The 18,426-nt window shown below is 44.8% G+C and carries 16 protein-coding genes, 2 tRNA genes and 1 rRNA gene; 7 read left to right on the forward strand and 12 right to left on the reverse strand.

All coding sequences use genetic code 11. The features are described 5' to 3' along the window. Window positions 1-111: 111 nt before the first annotated feature. The 10 genes from J0B03_RS02490 to J0B03_RS02535 all read right to left on the reverse strand — a co-directional run bounded on the left by J0B03_RS02490 (window position 112) and on the right by J0B03_RS02535 (window position 8,578). Window positions 112-188, reverse strand: a tRNA-Ile gene (locus J0B03_RS02490). Window positions 189-193: 5 nt separating this feature from the next. After that, window positions 194-269 (reverse strand) — tRNA-Ala (locus J0B03_RS02495). A 66-nt stretch (window positions 270-335) separates the two neighbouring features. Then, window positions 336-1,856: ribosomal RNA gene (locus tag J0B03_RS02500) — 16S ribosomal RNA — on the reverse strand. A gap of 259 nt (window positions 1,857-2,115) precedes the next feature. After that, the gene (locus J0B03_RS02505) at window positions 2,116-2,271 is read right to left on the reverse strand and encodes a hypothetical protein (protein ID WP_207300301.1); all 156 of its coding nucleotides are present in this window, start codon (window positions 2,269-2,271) and stop codon (window positions 2,116-2,118) included. Between the two features lie 104 nt (window positions 2,272-2,375). Next, complete coding sequence (locus J0B03_RS02510) at window positions 2,376-3,086, reverse strand: IclR family transcriptional regulator (protein ID WP_207300302.1); 711 nt, start codon at window positions 3,084-3,086, stop codon at window positions 2,376-2,378. A gap of 50 nt (window positions 3,087-3,136) precedes the next feature. Next, window positions 3,137-4,141 (reverse strand): LacI family DNA-binding transcriptional regulator, encoded by a 1,005-nt coding sequence (locus tag J0B03_RS02515; protein ID WP_207300303.1) that lies wholly within the window; start codon window positions 4,139-4,141, stop codon window positions 3,137-3,139. A gap of 13 nt (window positions 4,142-4,154) precedes the next feature. Beyond that, window positions 4,155-5,315, reverse strand: coding sequence for a hypothetical protein (locus tag J0B03_RS02520; RefSeq protein WP_207300304.1), 1,161 nt, complete (start codon window positions 5,313-5,315; stop codon window positions 4,155-4,157). A gap of 233 nt (window positions 5,316-5,548) precedes the next feature. After that, window positions 5,549-6,355 (reverse strand): pyrroline-5-carboxylate reductase, encoded by an 807-nt coding sequence (proC, locus tag J0B03_RS02525; RefSeq protein WP_207300966.1) that lies wholly within the window; start codon window positions 6,353-6,355, stop codon window positions 5,549-5,551. Between the two features lie 151 nt (window positions 6,356-6,506). Continuing rightward, window positions 6,507-7,553, reverse strand: coding sequence for an FAD:protein FMN transferase (locus J0B03_RS02530; RefSeq protein WP_207300305.1), 1,047 nt, complete (start codon window positions 7,551-7,553; stop codon window positions 6,507-6,509). A gap of 131 nt (window positions 7,554-7,684) precedes the next feature. Next, on the reverse strand, window positions 7,685-8,578 hold the full coding sequence (locus J0B03_RS02535; protein ID WP_207300306.1) for a hypothetical protein: 894 nt from the start codon (window positions 8,576-8,578) through the stop codon (window positions 7,685-7,687). A 432-nt stretch (window positions 8,579-9,010) separates the two neighbouring features. Here J0B03_RS02535 and J0B03_RS02540 point away from each other — a divergent pair, with 432 nt between their 5' ends. The 5 genes from J0B03_RS02540 to J0B03_RS02560 all read left to right on the forward strand — a co-directional run bounded on the left by J0B03_RS02540 (window position 9,011) and on the right by J0B03_RS02560 (window position 13,423). Continuing rightward, on the forward strand, window positions 9,011-10,987 hold the full coding sequence (locus J0B03_RS02540; RefSeq protein ID WP_207300307.1) for an NAD(P)/FAD-dependent oxidoreductase: 1,977 nt from the start codon (window positions 9,011-9,013) through the stop codon (window positions 10,985-10,987). Window positions 10,988-11,081: 94 nt separating this feature from the next. Continuing rightward, window positions 11,082-11,429, forward strand: a complete 348-nt coding sequence (locus J0B03_RS02545; protein WP_207300308.1) for a NusG domain II-containing protein — start codon at window positions 11,082-11,084, stop codon at window positions 11,427-11,429. Between the two features lie 15 nt (window positions 11,430-11,444). Further along, window positions 11,445-11,966, forward strand: a complete 522-nt coding sequence (locus J0B03_RS02550) for a Gx transporter family protein (protein WP_207300309.1) — start codon at window positions 11,445-11,447, stop codon at window positions 11,964-11,966. Window positions 11,967-11,970: 4 nt separating this feature from the next. Next, a complete protein-coding gene (locus J0B03_RS02555; RefSeq protein ID WP_207300310.1) occupies window positions 11,971-12,936 on the forward strand; it encodes a polyprenyl synthetase family protein in 966 nt (321 codons plus the stop codon). Between the two features lie 10 nt (window positions 12,937-12,946). Then, entirely contained in the window at window positions 12,947-13,423 is a 477-nt protein-coding gene (locus tag J0B03_RS02560; protein ID WP_207300311.1) for an S-ribosylhomocysteine lyase, read from the forward strand. Window positions 13,424-13,456: 33 nt separating this feature from the next. Here the strand turns inward: J0B03_RS02560 and J0B03_RS02565 are convergent, their stop codons facing one another. Both J0B03_RS02565 and J0B03_RS02570 read right to left on the reverse strand, forming a co-directional pair. Further along, a complete protein-coding gene (locus J0B03_RS02565; protein ID WP_207300312.1) occupies window positions 13,457-14,665 on the reverse strand; it encodes an aspartate kinase in 1,209 nt (402 codons plus the stop codon). A gap of 22 nt (window positions 14,666-14,687) precedes the next feature. Beyond that, on the reverse strand, window positions 14,688-15,920 hold the full coding sequence (locus J0B03_RS02570) for a homoserine dehydrogenase (RefSeq protein ID WP_207300313.1): 1,233 nt from the start codon (window positions 15,918-15,920) through the stop codon (window positions 14,688-14,690). A gap of 121 nt (window positions 15,921-16,041) precedes the next feature. Between J0B03_RS02570 and thrC the strand changes: the two genes are divergently transcribed. After that, the gene (thrC, locus tag J0B03_RS02575) at window positions 16,042-17,508 is read left to right on the forward strand and encodes a threonine synthase (RefSeq protein WP_207300314.1); all 1,467 of its coding nucleotides are present in this window, start codon (window positions 16,042-16,044) and stop codon (window positions 17,506-17,508) included. Further along, window positions 17,505-18,416: a homoserine kinase gene (thrB, locus tag J0B03_RS02580; RefSeq protein WP_207300315.1), complete on the forward strand. Its 912-nt coding sequence runs from the start codon at window positions 17,505-17,507 to the stop codon at window positions 18,414-18,416. The genes thrC and thrB overlap by 4 nt, the downstream gene beginning before the upstream one ends. Window positions 18,417-18,426 lie beyond the last annotated feature (10 nt).

Raw genomic sequence — 18,426 nt, forward strand, 5'->3', positions numbered from 1 at the left:
GAGGATCAGCGAGGATCGCTGATTGTCTCTTTCTGGCGCTCCCCGGGTTTCTAGAGTAAAAACCGAACCGTCTTTTCGACCGATTCGCTCTGTCTTCCCGATTCACTTAAATGGTGGGCTTGGGAGGACTCGAACCTCCGACCTCACGCTTATCAGGCGTGCGCTCTAACCACCTGAGCTACAAGCCCAAGTATGGTGGAGATGAGGAGATTTGAACTCCTGACCCCCTGCTTGCAAGGCAGGTGCTCTCCCAGCTGAGCTACACCCCCACACGCTTTCTGAGAAATACAAAGATCTCTCAAAATAAAATAGCACATTACTCGCTTGCTCCCTAGAAAGGAGGTGATCCAGCCGCACCTTCCGATACGGCTACCTTGTTACGACTTCACCCCAATTACTAGCCCCACCTTCGGCAGCTGCTTCCATAAATGGTTCGCTCACTGACTTCGGGTGTTGCCAACTCTCGTGGTGTGACGGGCGGTGTGTACAAGGCCCGGGAACGCATTCACCGCGGCATTCTGATCCGCGATTACTAGCAACTCCGACTTCATGCAGGCGAGTTGCAGCCTGCAATCCGAACTGAGATCTGTTTTTTGAGATTGGCTCCACATCGCTGTTTCGCTGCCCTCTGTTCAGACCATTGTAGCACGTGTGTAGCCCAGGTCATAAGGGGCATGATGATTTGACGTCATCCCCACCTTCCTCCGTATTATCTACGGCAGTCTATCTAGAGTGCCCAGCTTTACCTGATGGCAACTAAATACAAGGGTTGCGCTCGTTGCGGGACTTAACCCAACATCTCACGACACGAGCTGACGACAACCATGCACCACCTGTCCTCCTGTCCCCGAAGGGAACTCCTCATCTCTGAGGTCGTCAGGAAATGTCAAGACCTGGTAAGGTTCTTCGCGTTGCTTCGAATTAAACCACATGCTCCGCTGCTTGTGCGGGCCCCCGTCAATTCCTTTGAGTTTCAGTCTTGCGACCGTACTCCCCAGGCGGAGTGCTTATTGTGTTAACTACGGCACTGAGTTACCCCAACACCTAGCACTCATCGTTTACGGCGTGGACTACCAGGGTATCTAATCCTGTTCGCTCCCCACGCTTTCGCGCCTCAGCGTCAGTATCTGTCCAGTAAGTCGCCTTCGCCACTGGTGTTCCTCCTAATATCTACGCATTTCACCGCTACACTAGGAATTCCACTTACCTCTCCAGTACTCAAGTTCTCCAGTTTCAAATGCAATTCCGGGGTTAAGCCCCGAACTTTCACATCTGACTTAAAAAACCGCCTACACGCCCTTTACGCCCAGTAATTCCGGACAACGCTTGCCCCCTACGTATTACCGCGGCTGCTGGCACGTAGTTAGCCGGGGCTTCCTCTAAGGGTACCGTCATTTCTTTCTTCCCCTTCGACAGAACTTTACGATCCGAAGACCTTCATCATTCACGCGGCGTTGCTGCGTCAGGGTTTCCCCCATTGCGCAATATTCCCCACTGCTGCCTCCCGTAGGAGTCTGGGCCGTGTCTCAGTCCCAGTGTGGCCGTTCGCCCTCTCAGGCCGGCTACCCATCGTCGCCTTGGTGAGCTGTTATCTCACCAACTAGCTAATGGGACGCGGGTCCATCCTATGGCAATAAATTTTTCATTGGTCGATCATGCGATCATCCAACTATATACGGTATTAATCCCGGTTTCCCGAGGCTATCCCCTTCCATAGGCCAGGTTACCCACGCGTTACTCACCCGTCCGCCACTTTCACCAGGTCGTAGTAAACTACTTCCTGGATCACGTTCGACTTGCATGTGTTAGGCACGCCGCCAGCGTTCGTCCTGAGCCAGGATCAAACTCTCTATTATAAATAGTGTTTGAGTCCGTCTTAGAACTCTCTTTGGCTTTGATGCTTTTGGCATCAACGTTGTTTGGTTCTTTCTTCTAAGCTTGTTTTCATGTGCTATTCTATTTTCAAAGATCTTAAGCATCAGCAGGGATTCTGGCGAGTGATGGCGGAAAGCTTGCTTTCCGATCATCCTTCGGCGGAAGACCTATTGGGCGCAGCCCACGGACGGAGACCTTCTTCGAAGGTCGAAGTCTGTTGATGCTTCCTGCTCCACCCCCTTACCCGAAGGTTGAGGTCAGCTGAAGCGCTATGAAACTGTGTCCCCCCCGCCTGCTTTCCTCTTCCGAAGTCCGCTGACACGAAGGTTTGTCGCCCTTTATGTTGTCTCGTTCGTTGTTGGCATCTCTTGTGGCGACTCTTACTATTATACGCATCACCCTACCACGTGTCAACCGCTTTTTTACATCTTTTTTAGTTTTTTAAAACGGCGCTTTTGCACATGGATTTTACATGTCGGGAGAGTCGTATCAACATTTTATCACTTTTTAGTAATAAATTCACTACCTATTTCTTTGATCTTTTGAATATAATCCACTTTCTTTTCTTCAGTAAATCGGATTTGAGGTATGGCAACCGACAAGCTGGCTACCACGTTTCCCTGCTCGGAGAAGATGGGAGCTGATATAATGGTACTGTCGATATCTTTAAGGTATTCAACCAGGTATCCGTTTTCTCGGGCCAATGCAAGTTCCTTTTCGCATTTCTCCATATCATCGCAGTAACACACGATCCGTTTTCGAATTTCATCCGGCAAAAATGCAAGCATGATCTTGCCACAAGCACCAGCACCCAAAACTTTCGTATCTCCGACTTGCTTGACGACTCTTAAATCGTGATGGCTGTTGATCCTCTCAATAACCACACATGTATCTCCTTCTTTAATAGTAATAAAGGAAGTCTCCTGGGTATAATCGAATAATTTTTGCACAGCCGGGTAGGTGATCATTCCGGGCAGATTCATTTCTCGAACGATCTCAGCGTAAAATATAAGGTTTAGGCCCAATGTATACAGTTTGCTGGTTGAGTCCTGATTCACAAATCCGGTTTTCTTCAACGCCTGCAACAATCGGTGGATCGTAGAAATGTTCATATTCAACTCATTGCTGATCTCTGTAGCTCTCCAAAGTTTCTTATTGGGGTTAGAAACCATTAATTGTAAAATTTCTGAAATTTTTTCTACTACTTGCATAACTTCGCCTCACTTCTTAGATTTTTTCAATAATTTCATGAATGGTTCATTTAAAGTTTCTTGACGGAATCTCGAATGATCAATTCGTGTGGAACAATGACCGCCTTTTCGTCGATCTTGGAGTTGTTCAACATCTTGATCATGATCCTTGCACATATTGCCCCTATGTCATACATTGGCTGAGCAACCGTGGTGATGCCCGGCTTTAGCCATTCAGACAGTTGAAAATTATTGAATCCAACAACGCTCATGTCTTCCGGCACTTTTTTCCCGCTGTCCTCCAACTTGCGAATGGCTCCTATTGCCATCTCATCGTTCAACGCAACAACTGCCGTCGGCAGCTTGGTATTGGTCAGTAGTTCTCCCATCAAGTCGTACCCGCCTCTGATGCTGTACTTTCCTTTCAGTTCAAAAATCGGATTTTCTTTAAGCCCGTGCTTTTTCAATGCTTTCAAAAAACCCTTTTTTCTTTCCTGTCCAACGTATGATTTTTCATCCTCATCTGTAAAAAACGCGATCTCCCGGTGTCCATTTTCGATAAGATGGTTTGTGATGTCGTAAGCCGCCAATTCGTTATTGATTGCAACACTGTGATAACGACCCATCGCATCGTTTACTGCTCCCAACACGATAGGAGTTTTGTTGCTTTCGATCTTGTTGATCAAGGCTTGGCTCAGACCTTTCCCGATATACAGGATCCCATCCACCTGCTTCTCCAGGAAAACATCAAAATACTTTTCTTCCTTTGTTGGTTCTGAATCCGTATTGCACAAAATGATATTGTAATTATAAATATTACACACATCCTCGACGCCACGGATCACTTGAGTGTAATAAGGCCGGGATATGTCTGGAATCATTATGCCAAAAGTATTAGTCTTCTGCATCTTCAAGCTCCGGGCTATGGCATTAGGTTTATACCCTGTCTTTTCGATTGCTTCCTGCACTCTTTTTTTTGTTTCGTCATTTACTAATGGTATGTTGTTTAAAACCCTCGATACAGTAGCTACCGAAACATTGGCTTCTTTCGCCACATCCTTGATTTTAACGCTCATTTCATCATCCCCTTCACGATACTTGTTTATCAAACAACTGTTCAAATAAAGAAAATAGTTGATCCATGATTCGATCTAAAAATTCCACCAGCTTGTTTTCTTTCGCTTTTTCTTCCTGTTGGTCTGACTTCTGATATTCTTCCTGAATGGAAGCAGGTTCTGATTTGCTGATCAATGTCCCTGAATTGAAATCCATCAAGTAACTGTCCGATGAAATCGCTTCCCCATTGCGGCCTACCGCAATGATCCTCAAATCGTCGTAACCACCTTTTCCCAATTGCTGCACGAAGGAATCCGTATACACTCTCTGAGAAAAGCCATTGCGATCCAACACCGTTCCGATCACAGCGTTCTTAGTTTCACTGTCAGAGATGCTTTTTATCGGCAAAAATTGATGGGTATTGCTATTCATAGCAACCAAGGTATAGTTGATGGCTTCTTCGCCCTGTTCATTGATACTGGATGTCCATTCCAACGTTTGGGCGATATATCCATTACTAACTTCTTTTCGTTCCCCCAAAATAAGTTTCGGTTTTGAATATACACTTTTGTTCGAATCGATACCTGAAAGCTCCTGCCAATATCCCGTATTCACTTCTACTTCTAAAGCCAGCGGTATGTCCATATTTTCTTGAGGTACAATATTGAAATATTGTGAAGAGTAATTCAGATCGTTGGTCAAAAGGCCCTTTTCCAACCGTTCGCTTATGTCATATACTTTTACCGATTTTTTTGCCAGAGGTGACCCGTACAGTTGAACATAATCTTCCGCACATATCTCAGCGATCATCCAGCGATGGTCTGCTTGAGGGTCATCGCTCATCTTAGGATAAACATCACCTTCACGTATTTGGTAAAAACTACTTTCTTCCCAATCGAGAAAAAAATTCTTATCGTTTTTGGCCAAATAATATATGGTAAAATGATGTCCATATTCATGGGATAAAACTCTGGCCAGATCTTTGATCTCCTGTTTCTCATCCATGTGATATAAATGTATGACGCTTCCTTTTTCCAAACTCACCGAAGTCCCGGTCAAATAATTCCATTTTTTGAGCGTATAGGAATACAGCCCTTCTTCCAACCCGTTTGGACTGGGACCTCCATGCAATTGGACGGAAGACAAATGAGACAGTTCTTTTCCATGGGTGTTTTCCAGAAGTTCTTCATACACATTCTTAAGCTCTTCGCCTCTCCACGAAGGCGTATAGCTAACTATTTCGATCCCATCGGGGGCTGAATACTTATCGACATAGGCTTCTTCTCCTGACACTGGAGTGAGAAAAAGCAAGATCAATGTGAGCAGGATTGTTATTTTTGTTTTCATCATCTCACCAAACACTTCGTTTATATTATAACACATTTTATTTTTTTTCATATATTGAAATACCCAAATTGTCTATTCTTTTACTCTTGTTCCTTGCTGCTCATTTCTATTGACTTATGGACGGCAGCATCCAAGGCAGACAAGACTGCTCCCCTGAAGCCTTTTCGATCCAATTCCTCTACCATGGCAATAGTGGTTCCACCAGGCGAACAGACCCGATCTTTCAACACACCAGGATGCAACTTGGTTTCCACAACCATTTTTGCAGATCCCAATACACTTTGCGCCGCCAGCTCATATGCATCTTCTCTTTTCAACCCTGCTTTTACGGCGGCATCCGCCATAGCTTCTATAAGAATATAAACCATGGCTGGTGATGAACCGCTGGTTGCCGTAACTCCGTGAAAAAGTTCTTCCGGAATTACTTTGGTCTTTCCAAAACAATCAAAAATTTCGAGAACTGCATTCAATTCTTTTTCACCAACATTTTCATTGCCGGTGATCGCCGTCATACCCTCTCCTACCAAGGCAGGCGTATTTGGCATGACGCGAAGCAACTTTATGTTGGGAATGTCGATTTGCCTTTCCATCTGAGCCAGATCCACGCCCGCTGCTATACTAACCAAAACCGTTTTCTCCGGTTCCAGATGATCTTTTACTTCCTTTAATACCATGTTCATGATATTCGGTTTTACTGCTATGATCAAATAATCCGCCCATCTTGACACTTCCTTGTTGTCATTTGTAACGGAGACTCCATACTTTGTCTTTACCACTTCCAATTGTTCTTGGATCGGATTGGATACAAAGATATCTGCGGCATCGACCACACCAGATTCTACCATTCCTCCGATCATGGCCTGTGCCATGTTCCCACAACCGATCATTCCGATTCTCAATTTTTTCGCCCTCCCGTTCCTGCATTCGTTATTGCTTCTTGTTTCAACGAAGTTTCACTGTAGTTTCATTATACATGCTATTTATAAGTTTTGCCACGGGTCACTAGCAATATGCAAAAAGAAAAAGGCCCAAAGGCCTTTATCGGTACTCAAGATCGTATATTTCGGAATACTCGTCATCGTTAAACTCGAAATGATCCTTCAACCCTTCTGTGACGACGACTTTATGGTCGTGGGTCACAAAAACCGCGTCGACTCCTTCCATGGATTCAATGAGTGCCAATCCTTGATCCAATCCCAATAAAAACAGCGTCGTGGAAAGTGCATCACCATCTACGGAAAGGGGGGAGACGATGCTGACCTGTCGAATTTCCGTATCCGATGGATAGCCGGTGTCCGGATCCAGTATATGGTGATAGCGAATGCCGTCCTGTTCAAAATATCGTTCATAATCTCCGGAGGATACAAGGGATGCATCCGAAGTTTTAATGACGCCCAAATAGGTGTTTCTCGTTGCATCCGGGTCTTGCACGCCGATTCGAAAGTCAGTGCCGTCCACACGGCCGCCGACCAGTAAAACATTGCCGCCCAAATTGATGATGGCGTGTTCGATTCCTTCTTCCAGCAAAAACTCTTTTACGACATCTGCAATGTATCCTTTTGCTATGGCGCCCAAATTGGCGATCATTCCTTCTTCCTTTAAAAACACGGTTTGCTTGTCTTCATCGATCACCAGTTTTCTGTAATCGATCTTGGTTAGCGCAGCTTCGAGTTCTCCCTGCGTGGGAACATGACCTGTCGGCGGCTGGATATTCCAAAGGTCGATCAATGGGCCTGCAGTGATGTCGAATTTGCCTTCTGTGATTTTTGCATAATCCATGCTGCGTTGGATCACTTTTATGGTATGTTCCGATACGGAAACCGGTTTGATCCCTGCATTTATTTTGATATTATACAGATCGCTTCCGTCCTTATGAACACTCAACTGGTTTTCCAGCTCTTCGATCAGGTCAAAAGACCGGTCGATCAATTCACTCTTTTCTTCCGGTACATCATATAGCCGAATGCTGACTACCGTATCCAGTAAAAATTCATTGTCTGAGATGGATTCCACATTATTGTTTCCGCAACCGGTCAACATCATGGAAACAAGCACTACCAGAATTAGAATCGCTTTTTTAAACATAAATACCTCACTCATTTTCGTCGGTTTCTTCTATTAAAATACCGTTTTCCATTATACAGTAAACGATGCATCTCATCAATAAAAAAGAAAAAGCTTCAGGCAAGCCTGAAGCTTTTGATCTTGCTTGTTGATTACTGGATTCCCAAAGCGTCTTTGTAAAGATCTTCGTACTCATTCACGTGAATGGATACGCCGGTGATGGTGTCAGTGTGACCTTCATCATCCTTGTACTCTACTTCGAATCCGTTGTTTGCTTCTACAAAGGCATCAATTTTCTCTGCGTTGCCTTTCCAGTCCATTCCATAGTCCATGCCCAACAATACTTTGTTGGAAGGCTTGTTTTCGTCGCCATCAATAAAGTATTTTTCATTGTCTGCATTGAAAGGTCCTACGAATACAGAGTTGTAGCTGGAATCAACAATGGTTCCGTTAACTACGATCAGGTCCAATCGGTATTCCCAAACACCATCTGCTTCTGCCGGCAATACAGCAGTTGCTACGTGATCGTCCGGAGTCGTGTGCGGTCCTTCAGCTACCGGATCTCCAGCCAATGCTTTTTTCGCCAGTTCGAAGAATTCGATTACGTGTACAGAAACGGTGGTTCCATCGTCTGTTTGCAACGCGTCAGTGTGTCCTTCGTCGTCTGTGTACTTGTCATCAAACAAAGCAGGATCTTGGTTTTCGATCAACCAGGCAATAGCTGCGTCTGCTTGCTCGTACCATTCTGCTGCTCCGCCCATGTTGTAGTTTCCTTCAACAGAAGCAGTGTACTTGTTTCCTTGCGGTACCAGGTTGGTTCCACCCCAGTGAGCGTCAGCGATTTTGCCGTCTGCCACTTCTACCACAACAAAGTAAGTCCAGCTGGTGCCTTTTTCGTCTTGTGCGTAATAAACACCATCTTCGTACATTGCTGCATCGCCGTTGTCGCCGTTGTCGCCGTTGTCACCGTTATTGGTTCCTCCGCAACCTACTGCAAAAGCAGCAACCATGAATACTACTAGTAAGATTGATAATAGTTTTTTCATTTTTTTCCCCCTAAAATATTTGGTTTCTTGGTTCGTCCTAATTTTAACACTCCACCAAATAGTCGTCAATAGTTTTCGATAAATGAGATAGATATTTTTTTTATATTTTCTTTTGAGATTTATTATAGTCCTTATTTATAGGTGGCGTGAAAAGTAAAAATGCAAACTTTCAGGAACTTGCACGAAAAAAACCTGTTTAACTTTAGGCGATTTTGGCTGTGACATCCTTTATATTGCATCGGATCCCTTATTTTTACATTTCAGAAAAATATCTTATGAATAAATAAAATAATTTTTTATTGTCTATATTGAAATTTATTTAACAATACTATATTATAATCATGTACGATGAAAGATGCAGTACAAAGAATTTCTGCACTTGTTATGATTTTAGCATTTTTCATTCAAAACATAAACACGAGGAGGAAACTAATGTCTAAGAAACAGATTCTTATTCTTGGAGGAAGTTATGCCGGTGTCAAGGCAGCAAAAACATTGCATAAAGCTTTCAAAAAGGATGAAAACGTCGAAATCACCGTTATAGACAGGCACAGTTATCATACATTGATGACGGAACTTCACGAAGTAGCTGGTCACAGAACGGATCCCGAATCCATAAAAATCGACTTGAAGCGAATTTTCGCCGGTCGAAAAGTCAACGTGGTCGTCGACGACATTGTAGATTTCGATCTGGAGAACAAGAAGTTGTCTTCTAGATCCAAAACCTACAACTACGACTACCTTATTATGGGGACTGGAAATGAACCAAACTTCTTTGGCATCGAAGGAGCCAAGGAAAATGCACACACTTTGTGGTCTTATGAAGATGCCATCCGATTGAGAGAGCATATCGAGATCATGTTTATGAAAGCTTCCTGCGAGCCGGATGAGAAAGAAAGACGAAAACTTCTCACCTTTGCCGTATGTGGAGGAGGATTCACCGGAGTGGAAATGGTCGGTGAACTGGGCGAAGCCAAAAAGCACTTGGCCAAGAAGTACGACGTCAACCCTAAAGAGGTTTCCATCTACAACATCGAAGCCATGGATCGCATCCTCAACATGCTGGAAAGCGATGCACAAGTCGAAAAAGTAGAAAAAAGATACAAAAAGCTCGGCATCCGATTATTGAAAAATACGCCCATCGTCAAAATCGACGACGATTCCTTTACCGTCAAAGATGGAACGCAGATCCCTACCTATACATTGATCTGGACTGCCGGCATCAAAAATACCGGTTTGGTATCCAGCATCGGTTTGGATATCGGTCGATGCGATCGGGTCAACGTCAATGATTACATGCAACCATCCATAAACGGAAAAACGGTGGAAAACATCTACATTGTCGGAGACAGCGCATGCTATATCCCGGAAGACGATCAGCCCATGCCTCAAATCGTGGAAGCCGCAGAACAATCTGCTCATACGGCTGCTAAAAACATCATCTCCATGATCAAAGGCGGCGAACTCCACAAGCACGAACAAAAGTATCATGGTTTCATGGTTTCCGTAGGATCCCGATATGCTGTTGCCGATGTCGGTTTCAAAAGTTCCGGATGGTTTGCCATGTTTGTCAAGCACATGGTCAATGTATATTATCAATTCATGGTTGGCGGCGTACGACAAATCTGGAACTACGCAGGTCATGAATTCTTTCACATCAAGAATAAGCGATCTTTTGTCGGCGGACACTTCTCCAGCGCTTCCAAGAATTTCTGGAAGATCCCATTGCGATTATGGCTGGGTTACATGTGGCTGGTGGAAGGTGTAGTCAAGATCACGGAAGGTTGGTTTAGCGAACCGAAAGTCATCAACATGATGAACATGATCGCCGGTTATGACGCTGGCGGTGGTGATGGCGGAACGGCAGCTTCCGCTGCAACAACTGGAACTGCAGCATCTGGAGCAGCTGAAACTTATACAGCAGCCTCCGGTGCAGCAGAAGCTGTCACAGCAGCTTCCGGTGCTACCGGCGGTGGCGGTGCAGAAGTAGTCTCTGAACTTCCGGGCATCTTCCAGTGGGCCGTAGATAAAACGCCCTCCGGTTATGGTGATTCTCTGATGACTGCGCCAAAGTTCATGTTGGATATCATGAACAAGTGGATGACACCTATCGAAGTTCCAGTGCAAACAGTAATGGTAATGATGGAGATCATCATTGGTCTTTGCCTGATCGCAGGTCTTTTCACTTTCGTAAGCTCTGCTGCAAGCATCGTGATCGGAATCGGCATCGTCTTTACGGGAATGGCCGACGCGTCCATGATCTGGTACATCGTAGCCGGCTTTGCTACATTGCAAGGTGCGGGTTCATCCTTCGGTTTGGACTATTACGTCATTCCGATGTTGAAAAATTTGTGGTCAAAGATACGGATCGTAAGGAAATCGTATCTATACTTTGATTATTCTGAATAAAATGACATCAAAAAATATCCTTCTTCTTTACGGGGAAGGATATTTTTAATAAAATGTACTTGTCCCCGGACAATTTTGCTACGAGGTGAACTACTTGAAGAAAAAAGATCTTTTTTTTATCGGCATCGTCGTTGTCATTGCCCTTGCCAGTTTGTTGGCTTTTCAATTACTGAAAGATGCGGATGCCAAATTGGATCTGATCATCACCATCGATGGTCAGGAATACAAACGAATGCCTCTGACCGAAGACACAAATGAAGTGATCAGAGTGGAAAACGAGGGCAACCTCAATATTGTTACGATCCAAAACGGCCAGGTCAGAGTCTCAGAGGCCTCCTGTCCGGATCAGATCTGCGTGCACACAGCACCTGCTGATGAAAACGGGGAGATGATCGTATGTCTGCCCAACAAAGTGATCGTTGAAGTAAAGGCAAATGATTGAAACTGAGGTAATTGAATGAATAACAATACGAAACGACTTGTTTTTATCTCCATGTTGGTGACACAGGCCATGATTTTAAGTTATATTGAAACCTTGTTGCCCGCCATTCCCATTCAAGGTGCCAAGTTGGGACTGGCCAATATAGCAACTGTACTGGCATTATCTACACTTCCCCTCCGGTCTTGCTTGCTGATCGTTGTTGCTAGAACATTTTTGACCGGCTTGCTTTTCGGAAACATGGCTTCCATCATCTATTCCATTAGTGGTGGTATTCTGAGTTTACTGGCCATGTTCCTCATGATGCGCATGTTCAACAATACCATGAGTCTGGTCAGTGTCAGCATCTTGGGAGCCATCATGCATAATTTGGGGCAACTGGGCGTTGCCATGATCATCCTGGAAAACTCCAGATTGATCGTATTGCTCCCATACTTGTTTTTGATTGCAATACCTACCGGACTATTTGTCGGCATGGTTTCCAAATATCTGCTTCGATACTTGTCGAGCAATCATTTCAACTTTAAAACGAATAGGTGATAAGATGAACGAACTTTGGATGGAATATCCTGAAATTGGTAATATGTTGGAGGAAGTGAACGCATTGATCTTGCGTTCCACAAACGATGCCGACGAGTTTATAACAGAAGCGGTTTCCAGTGCTGTGGTTTCCAGCGGCAAAATGTTGAGGCCTGCTTTTGTGGTCCTTTCCGCAAAATTCGGAGATTACGACAAGGAATCCCTTCTCCGATTGGCGGCTGTTACGGAAATGCTGCATATCGCTACTTTGGTCCATGACGACATCATTGATGAAGCAAAACTGCGAAGAGGGATCGAAAGCGTGCAAAGCAGATATGGCAAGGACAGTGCCGTTTTTATCGGCGACTACCTTTTTGCCAAATGCTTTACCCTTCTCTCCGAGAAACAGCACAACAAATCCATGGAAAAATTGGCCAATGCCATTTTAAAGATCTGCCGTGGGGAATTGAAACAGTATCGACTGCGCTATATGTACGATGTAAATATCATGAATTATTTAAAAATCATTACCGGTAAAACTGCCGCATTGTTCTCCATGAGCTTCCATATCGGCGCAGCGGAAGGCAACTTGTCGGATCGCCAGATCAAAACCCTGTCACGGATCGGATACTATTGCGGCATGGCTTTCCAGATCATCGATGACTGTCTTGATTATTCCGACAAAAAAACCATTAAAAAGAGCACCATGAACGACTTGAAACAAGGATATCTGACCTTGCCGGTCATTTATGCCCTCGGCAAGGACAAGGACAACAAGTTGAAACACCTTCTGGAAACAACGGACTTCAATAAAACAGACATGGAGACGATCCATGATTTGATCATGTCTTACGACGGTTTGACACAAGCTCGTCAACTGGCCAAAAAATACACAGCCAAGGCATTCAAACTGATCGAAACCTTGCCTGCATCAGACAATCGAAATACCCTGGAGGATATCGTGAAAAAAATGCTGCACCGAAAGTATTAAGGAGGCGACCATGAAACCAATAGAAAGTTTTACCATCGACCACACCAAATTGTATCCCGGACTATATGCATCCCGAAAAGATCGATACGGCGACACTACCTTGACCACCTTTGATCTGCGAATGAAAAAGCCGAACGTAGAGCCTGTATTGGGAACGGACAGCGTCCACGCCCTGGAACATCTGGGAGCCACTTATTTGAGAAATCACCCCGATTACGCCAGCCGCATCGTCTACTTTGGCCCCATGGGATGCAGGACCGGTTTTTATCTGATTTTAGAAGGAAATCTGGAAAGCAGGGATATAGTTCCCTTGATCATCGAATTGTTTGAATTTATGGCAGGATACGAACAGGAAATACCAGGAGCAAGCGAAGTGGAGTGTGGAAATTTCAGGGACATGAACCTGGAAGATGCCAAAAAAGAAGCGAACGACTATTTGCAGCTATTGAAATCCATCCCCGAAGACCGATTGCATTATCCACAATGACAAGAACCAGGCACATGCCTGGTTCTTTCTTTATTACATGTTGAATTTTTCGTGGATGTGCTTCATGGCATCCTTGCCACTGCTGGTGTCTATAATACAGGATATTTTGATCTCCGAGGTGGAGATCATCTGAATGTTTACCCCGATCTCATACAATGCTTCGAAAAACTTGGATGCAACTTCTGCATTGGCCACTACACCTGTTCCCACCACCGAAAGCTTAGCAACACCTCGATCGAACTCCACTTTCTCAGCACCGACTTCAAATGCAAATTGCTGGGCGATCTTTACTGCATTTTGCAGCTCATCCAGTGCCACCGTAAATGTTATGTCGTTGACGTTGTTTCTGTTCACGTTCTGTACGATCATGTCCACATGAATGTCCGCTCCTGCTAAAAAAGAAAAAAGCTTGAATGCGATCCCGGGTTTGTCCGGCACCTCCAGGACGGAAATTTTTGCTATGTTCTCATCCAATGATATTCCTCTGATCAATACTTTTTCCAACTCGCTAACCTCCCCTATAATGGTACCACTATTGTTGTTGAAACTGGATCTTACCTCCAAGGAAACATGATATTTGCCAGCCATCTCAACGGCTCTGGGATGCAATACCTGGGCACCCAGTGCGGCCAACTCCAACACTTCATCGTAGGATATTTTTTCGATCTTTCTTGCTGCTGGTACGATCCTTGGATCTGCCGTATATACGCCATCAACATCCGTGAATATTTGGCACTTATCCGCATGCAACGCTGCCGCTAATGCAACCGCCGTAGTATCCGACCCCCCTCTGCCGAGGGTAGTAATGTCCATATCTTTATTGACGCCCTGAAACCCTGCCACAATGACGATCTTACCGGCGCTGAGCTCTTTCTCCAATCGATCTGTATGGATGGCGTCGATTTTTGCCTTGCTGTGCCTGGACGACGTCTGTATGCCGCATTGGGCTCCCGTCAAGGAGATCACTTCATGACCCAAACTCTGAATGGCCATGGCCAGCAAGGCAATGGAGATTTGCTCCCCCGTTGACAACAACATGTCCATTTCTCTTTTGTGAGGATCTTCACTGATGGCGTAGGCCATTTCTACCAAAACATCCGTCGTATCCCCCATGGCCGATACGACGACAACGACATTGTCCCCATTTTCTTTTGTCCGGACGACACGTTTGGCCACATTCTTGATCCTGTCAATATCTCCAACACTGGTGCCGCCATATTTTTGTACGATCAACTGATCCATCTTTCCGTCCTTTCCGGTCGATTCAAGAAAGAATTCTTGCATAAAACACCGACGTTCCCATCGATCGCAACCGATCGACCAGGCTGTTGACCACAGCAGCGTCCAATTCTTCGGTGATCACAAAAACATTATTCTTCTCTACCATCATTTTTTTGATCTTGGATACTTCATCCACCAGATCCAACACTGCTGTAAAGGTTGGATGGTCTTTCAGGGAAATGCGCAAATAATATTTGCCGTTAAATGCACCAAGGCCTTTGTTTGTCAAGTGCTGAGACAAATCAATGGACTCCCTGCTATTCTGATTGTTCATGATATACAGCAGATCCCCAACGACTGCATTTGCTGTGGGATTCTTACCGGCACCCTTTCCGTAAAACTGCAACTCTCCAATAATATTCCCTTTAATGGAAACGATGTTGAACTCTTCATTGACGTTGCTCATAATATCTTTGTTGGAGAGCAACACCGGTTCGACACTTGCAGAATATGTCCCATCCATTCGTTTCGAATGGGCCAGAAATTTAAGAATGTATCCCAGATTCGAAAACATTTCCATGTCTTCCTTTCCCACATCCCGTATGCCTCTCTTGTAAATGTCCTCATCCTTTATATGACTGCCAAAAGCAATGGACGACAAAATGGCCAGCTTACGCGATACGTCAAAACCATCCACATCCGCGCTGGGGTCGGCTTCTGCAAATCCCATTTCCTGCGCTTGCTGCAATACATCTGCAAAGGCTTTGCCCTCTGATGACATTTTACTTAGAATATAATTGGTCGTCCCGTTAAGGATCCCCTTGATCTCATCGATTTGATTGATCTGCAAGGTTCCCTTCAGGGATGTGATGATGGGGATCCCCCCTCCCACACTGGCTTCGAACAAAAACATCACGTTGTGTTTTTTTGCCAGATTCAAAAGTTCCTCAAAATATTCCGAAACGACGGCCTTATTCGCTGTTATTACGTGTTTCCCTTTTTCCATGGATCGTTTCATGAAAGTAAATTCCGGCTCCAGCCCTCCCATGGCAAAAATTACGGCATTGATCTCTTCATCATTCAAAATTTCATCAAAAGACTCCGTCAATATCTCTTCGTCGATAAAATCATTTCTTTTCTTTCCTTTATCCCGAACCAAAACTTTCTTGATGGTGATCTTCTCTTGTGCTTTGGCAAAGTAATTTCCTTTTTCTTCATTTATGATCTCATATACGCCGGAACCAACAGTCCCCATACCCAGCAGTGCAATTTTCATGACTCACCTCAAAATACTTTGTATTTAAAATAAAAACACTTGTTTTTTAGACAAAAACATTTTATCATAAGGATGAGGCAAACACAATACAAGATTAAAGAATCCATGGAGGTTTTTCACGATGAAATACATCAGTACACGTTCCAATCAAACTGCACTGCCATCGGAGGCAGTCTTAAAAGGCATTGCCAGTGACGGAGGTTTGTTTGTGCCGGAAATCTTTCCTTCTGTTCCATTGTCGACTTTGGTCCACAAAAGCTACCAGGACCTTTGTTTTGAGATCATGAGCCCCTATTTCGATGAATTCCCGGAAGAAGAACTCGTATCCTACATCCAGCAAGCCTATGCCAAATTTTTGAGTCCCAGAGTCACACCTACCGTATCTTTTGACTCTTATCACCTGCTGGAGCTTTTTCATGGACCGACCCTTGCTTTCAAGGATGTGGCCCTCAGCATGCTTCCCCATCTGATGACCGGTTCTGCATCCATACAAGGAGTAAAAGACGAGATCGTAGTATTGACTGCGACTTCCGGTGATACTGGCAAAGCTGCCTTGGAAGGCTTCTCCGATGTGAAAGGTACCAGGGTCGTCGTTTTCTATCCAAAAGATGGTGTCAGCACGATCCAAAAGAAGCAGATGACCACACAAAAGGGTGATAACGTTCACGTCGTCGCCATCGACGGCAATTTTGATGATGCCCAAAACGGAGTTAAGTCCATCTTCAGCGATAAAGAATTCAATGAAACCTTAAAAAAGAAAAATCACCTTCTATCATCTGCCAATTCCATCAACATCGGACGTTTGGTGCCGCAGATCGTCTATTATTTTGCATCATATAGTCAAGCGGTACAGGAAAATCAAATCTCCCTTGGCGATCCCATCAATTTCGTGGTCCCTACTGGGAATTTTGGAAACATTCTGGCTGGTTACTATGCAAAGCAAATGGGTCTTCCCATTAAAAAATTGATTTGCGCTTCCAATGAAAACAACGTTCTTTACGACTTTTTCGCTACTGGAAAATACAACAAGAACCGACCCTTTATTTTGACAAGCTCCCCTTCCATGGATATTTTGATATCCAGCAATTTCGAGCGTTTGCTCTATCACGTTTCACAAGGCGACAGCCAGTTCATCAACGATGCCATGAAGGATCTTTCAACGAAAGGGACGTACGAAGTCACTCCTTCCATGAAAAAGGCCATCGATGAAGACTTTTTCGGCGGCTATTGCACGGAAGAAGAAACAGGAGCCACCATTCAGAAGATCTATGGCCAATTCGGCTATGTTTTGGATCCTCACACGGCAGTAGCTGTAAAAGTATATGACGATTATGTCAAGGAAACGGGAGACGATACCCATTCCGTCATTTTGTCCACCGCCAGTCCCTTTAAATTTACGAAATCAGTGTACGAAGCCATTTTCGGCAGTTCTTCGGAAGACGACATTGCCCTGATCTCCAAGCTCGCAAAAAAGACGGACTTGATCATACCTGCAGACCTTCTTCAAATGTGCGAAAGCGATGATCGCCACACATCAGTCTGTGGAAAGGAAGACATGAAAAACTGTGTCAATGAAATATTGTCATGAAACGCCAACACCAACGCGTATCGGTTACCGTACCAGCCTCATCGGCAAATATCGGACCTGGTTTTGATGCACTAGGCCTGGCCTTTCAACTGTACAACCGCTTTACATTGGAAACCACCGATACCTTATCCTTTATTGGTTGTGCGGATCAATATCAAAATAAGGACAACACAGTTTACCAGGCAGCACAATTTTTATTCAAAAGACATGCAAATGATCCTGCATTCGAACAGCCCCTGACCATTACTTTCGATACAGCCATACCCACAGGTCGAGGTCTGGGCAGCAGTGCTTCCTGCATAGTCGGGGGGCTCGCTGGAGCCAATCTGATGTTGGGATCCCCCTATTCCAAAACCGAACTTTTCCAAATGGCCTGCACTCTGGAAGGACATCCGGACAATGTGGCAGCTGCACTTTATGGAGGTCTGACTATAGCGGTTCGAACAGAGAAAGAGGATTACTTCTGCAAGTCCATTCCTGTGGCAAATGCTTTTGATTTTTTTCTGGTCATACCGGATTACGAGATCTCCACAAAAACAGCCAGAGAGATCCTTCCAAAATCAGTCTCCATGGACCAGGCGTCCACGAACGTTGCCAATTCCCTGTTATTGACTCTAGGCCTTATGGAAGGAGATGCAATTCTGGTGGAGTTGGGCAGCATCGATCACCTATACGAAAAACAGCGCAAAACCCTGATCCCATCTTTCGATGAGATCAAGGATCTGGCCATGAGATCCGGTGCCATTCATTGCAGCATCAGCGGCTCAGGACCGACCATCTTGCTGATGGCACCCACCGGCCAATTTCATCCGGACTCTTTTCAAGACACATTGAGACTTTTGACCCCTTCGTCGTTGGTTCTGGAAGTCCTTCCAGATGACACCGGCGCAATTTCTCAAATACTATAAGGAGTGACAT

Origin of the sequence: Alkalibacter rhizosphaerae, from assembly GCF_017352215.1 — a bacterium.
Taxonomy (GTDB): domain Bacteria; phylum Bacillota; class Clostridia; order Eubacteriales; family Alkalibacteraceae; genus Alkalibacter; species Alkalibacter rhizosphaerae.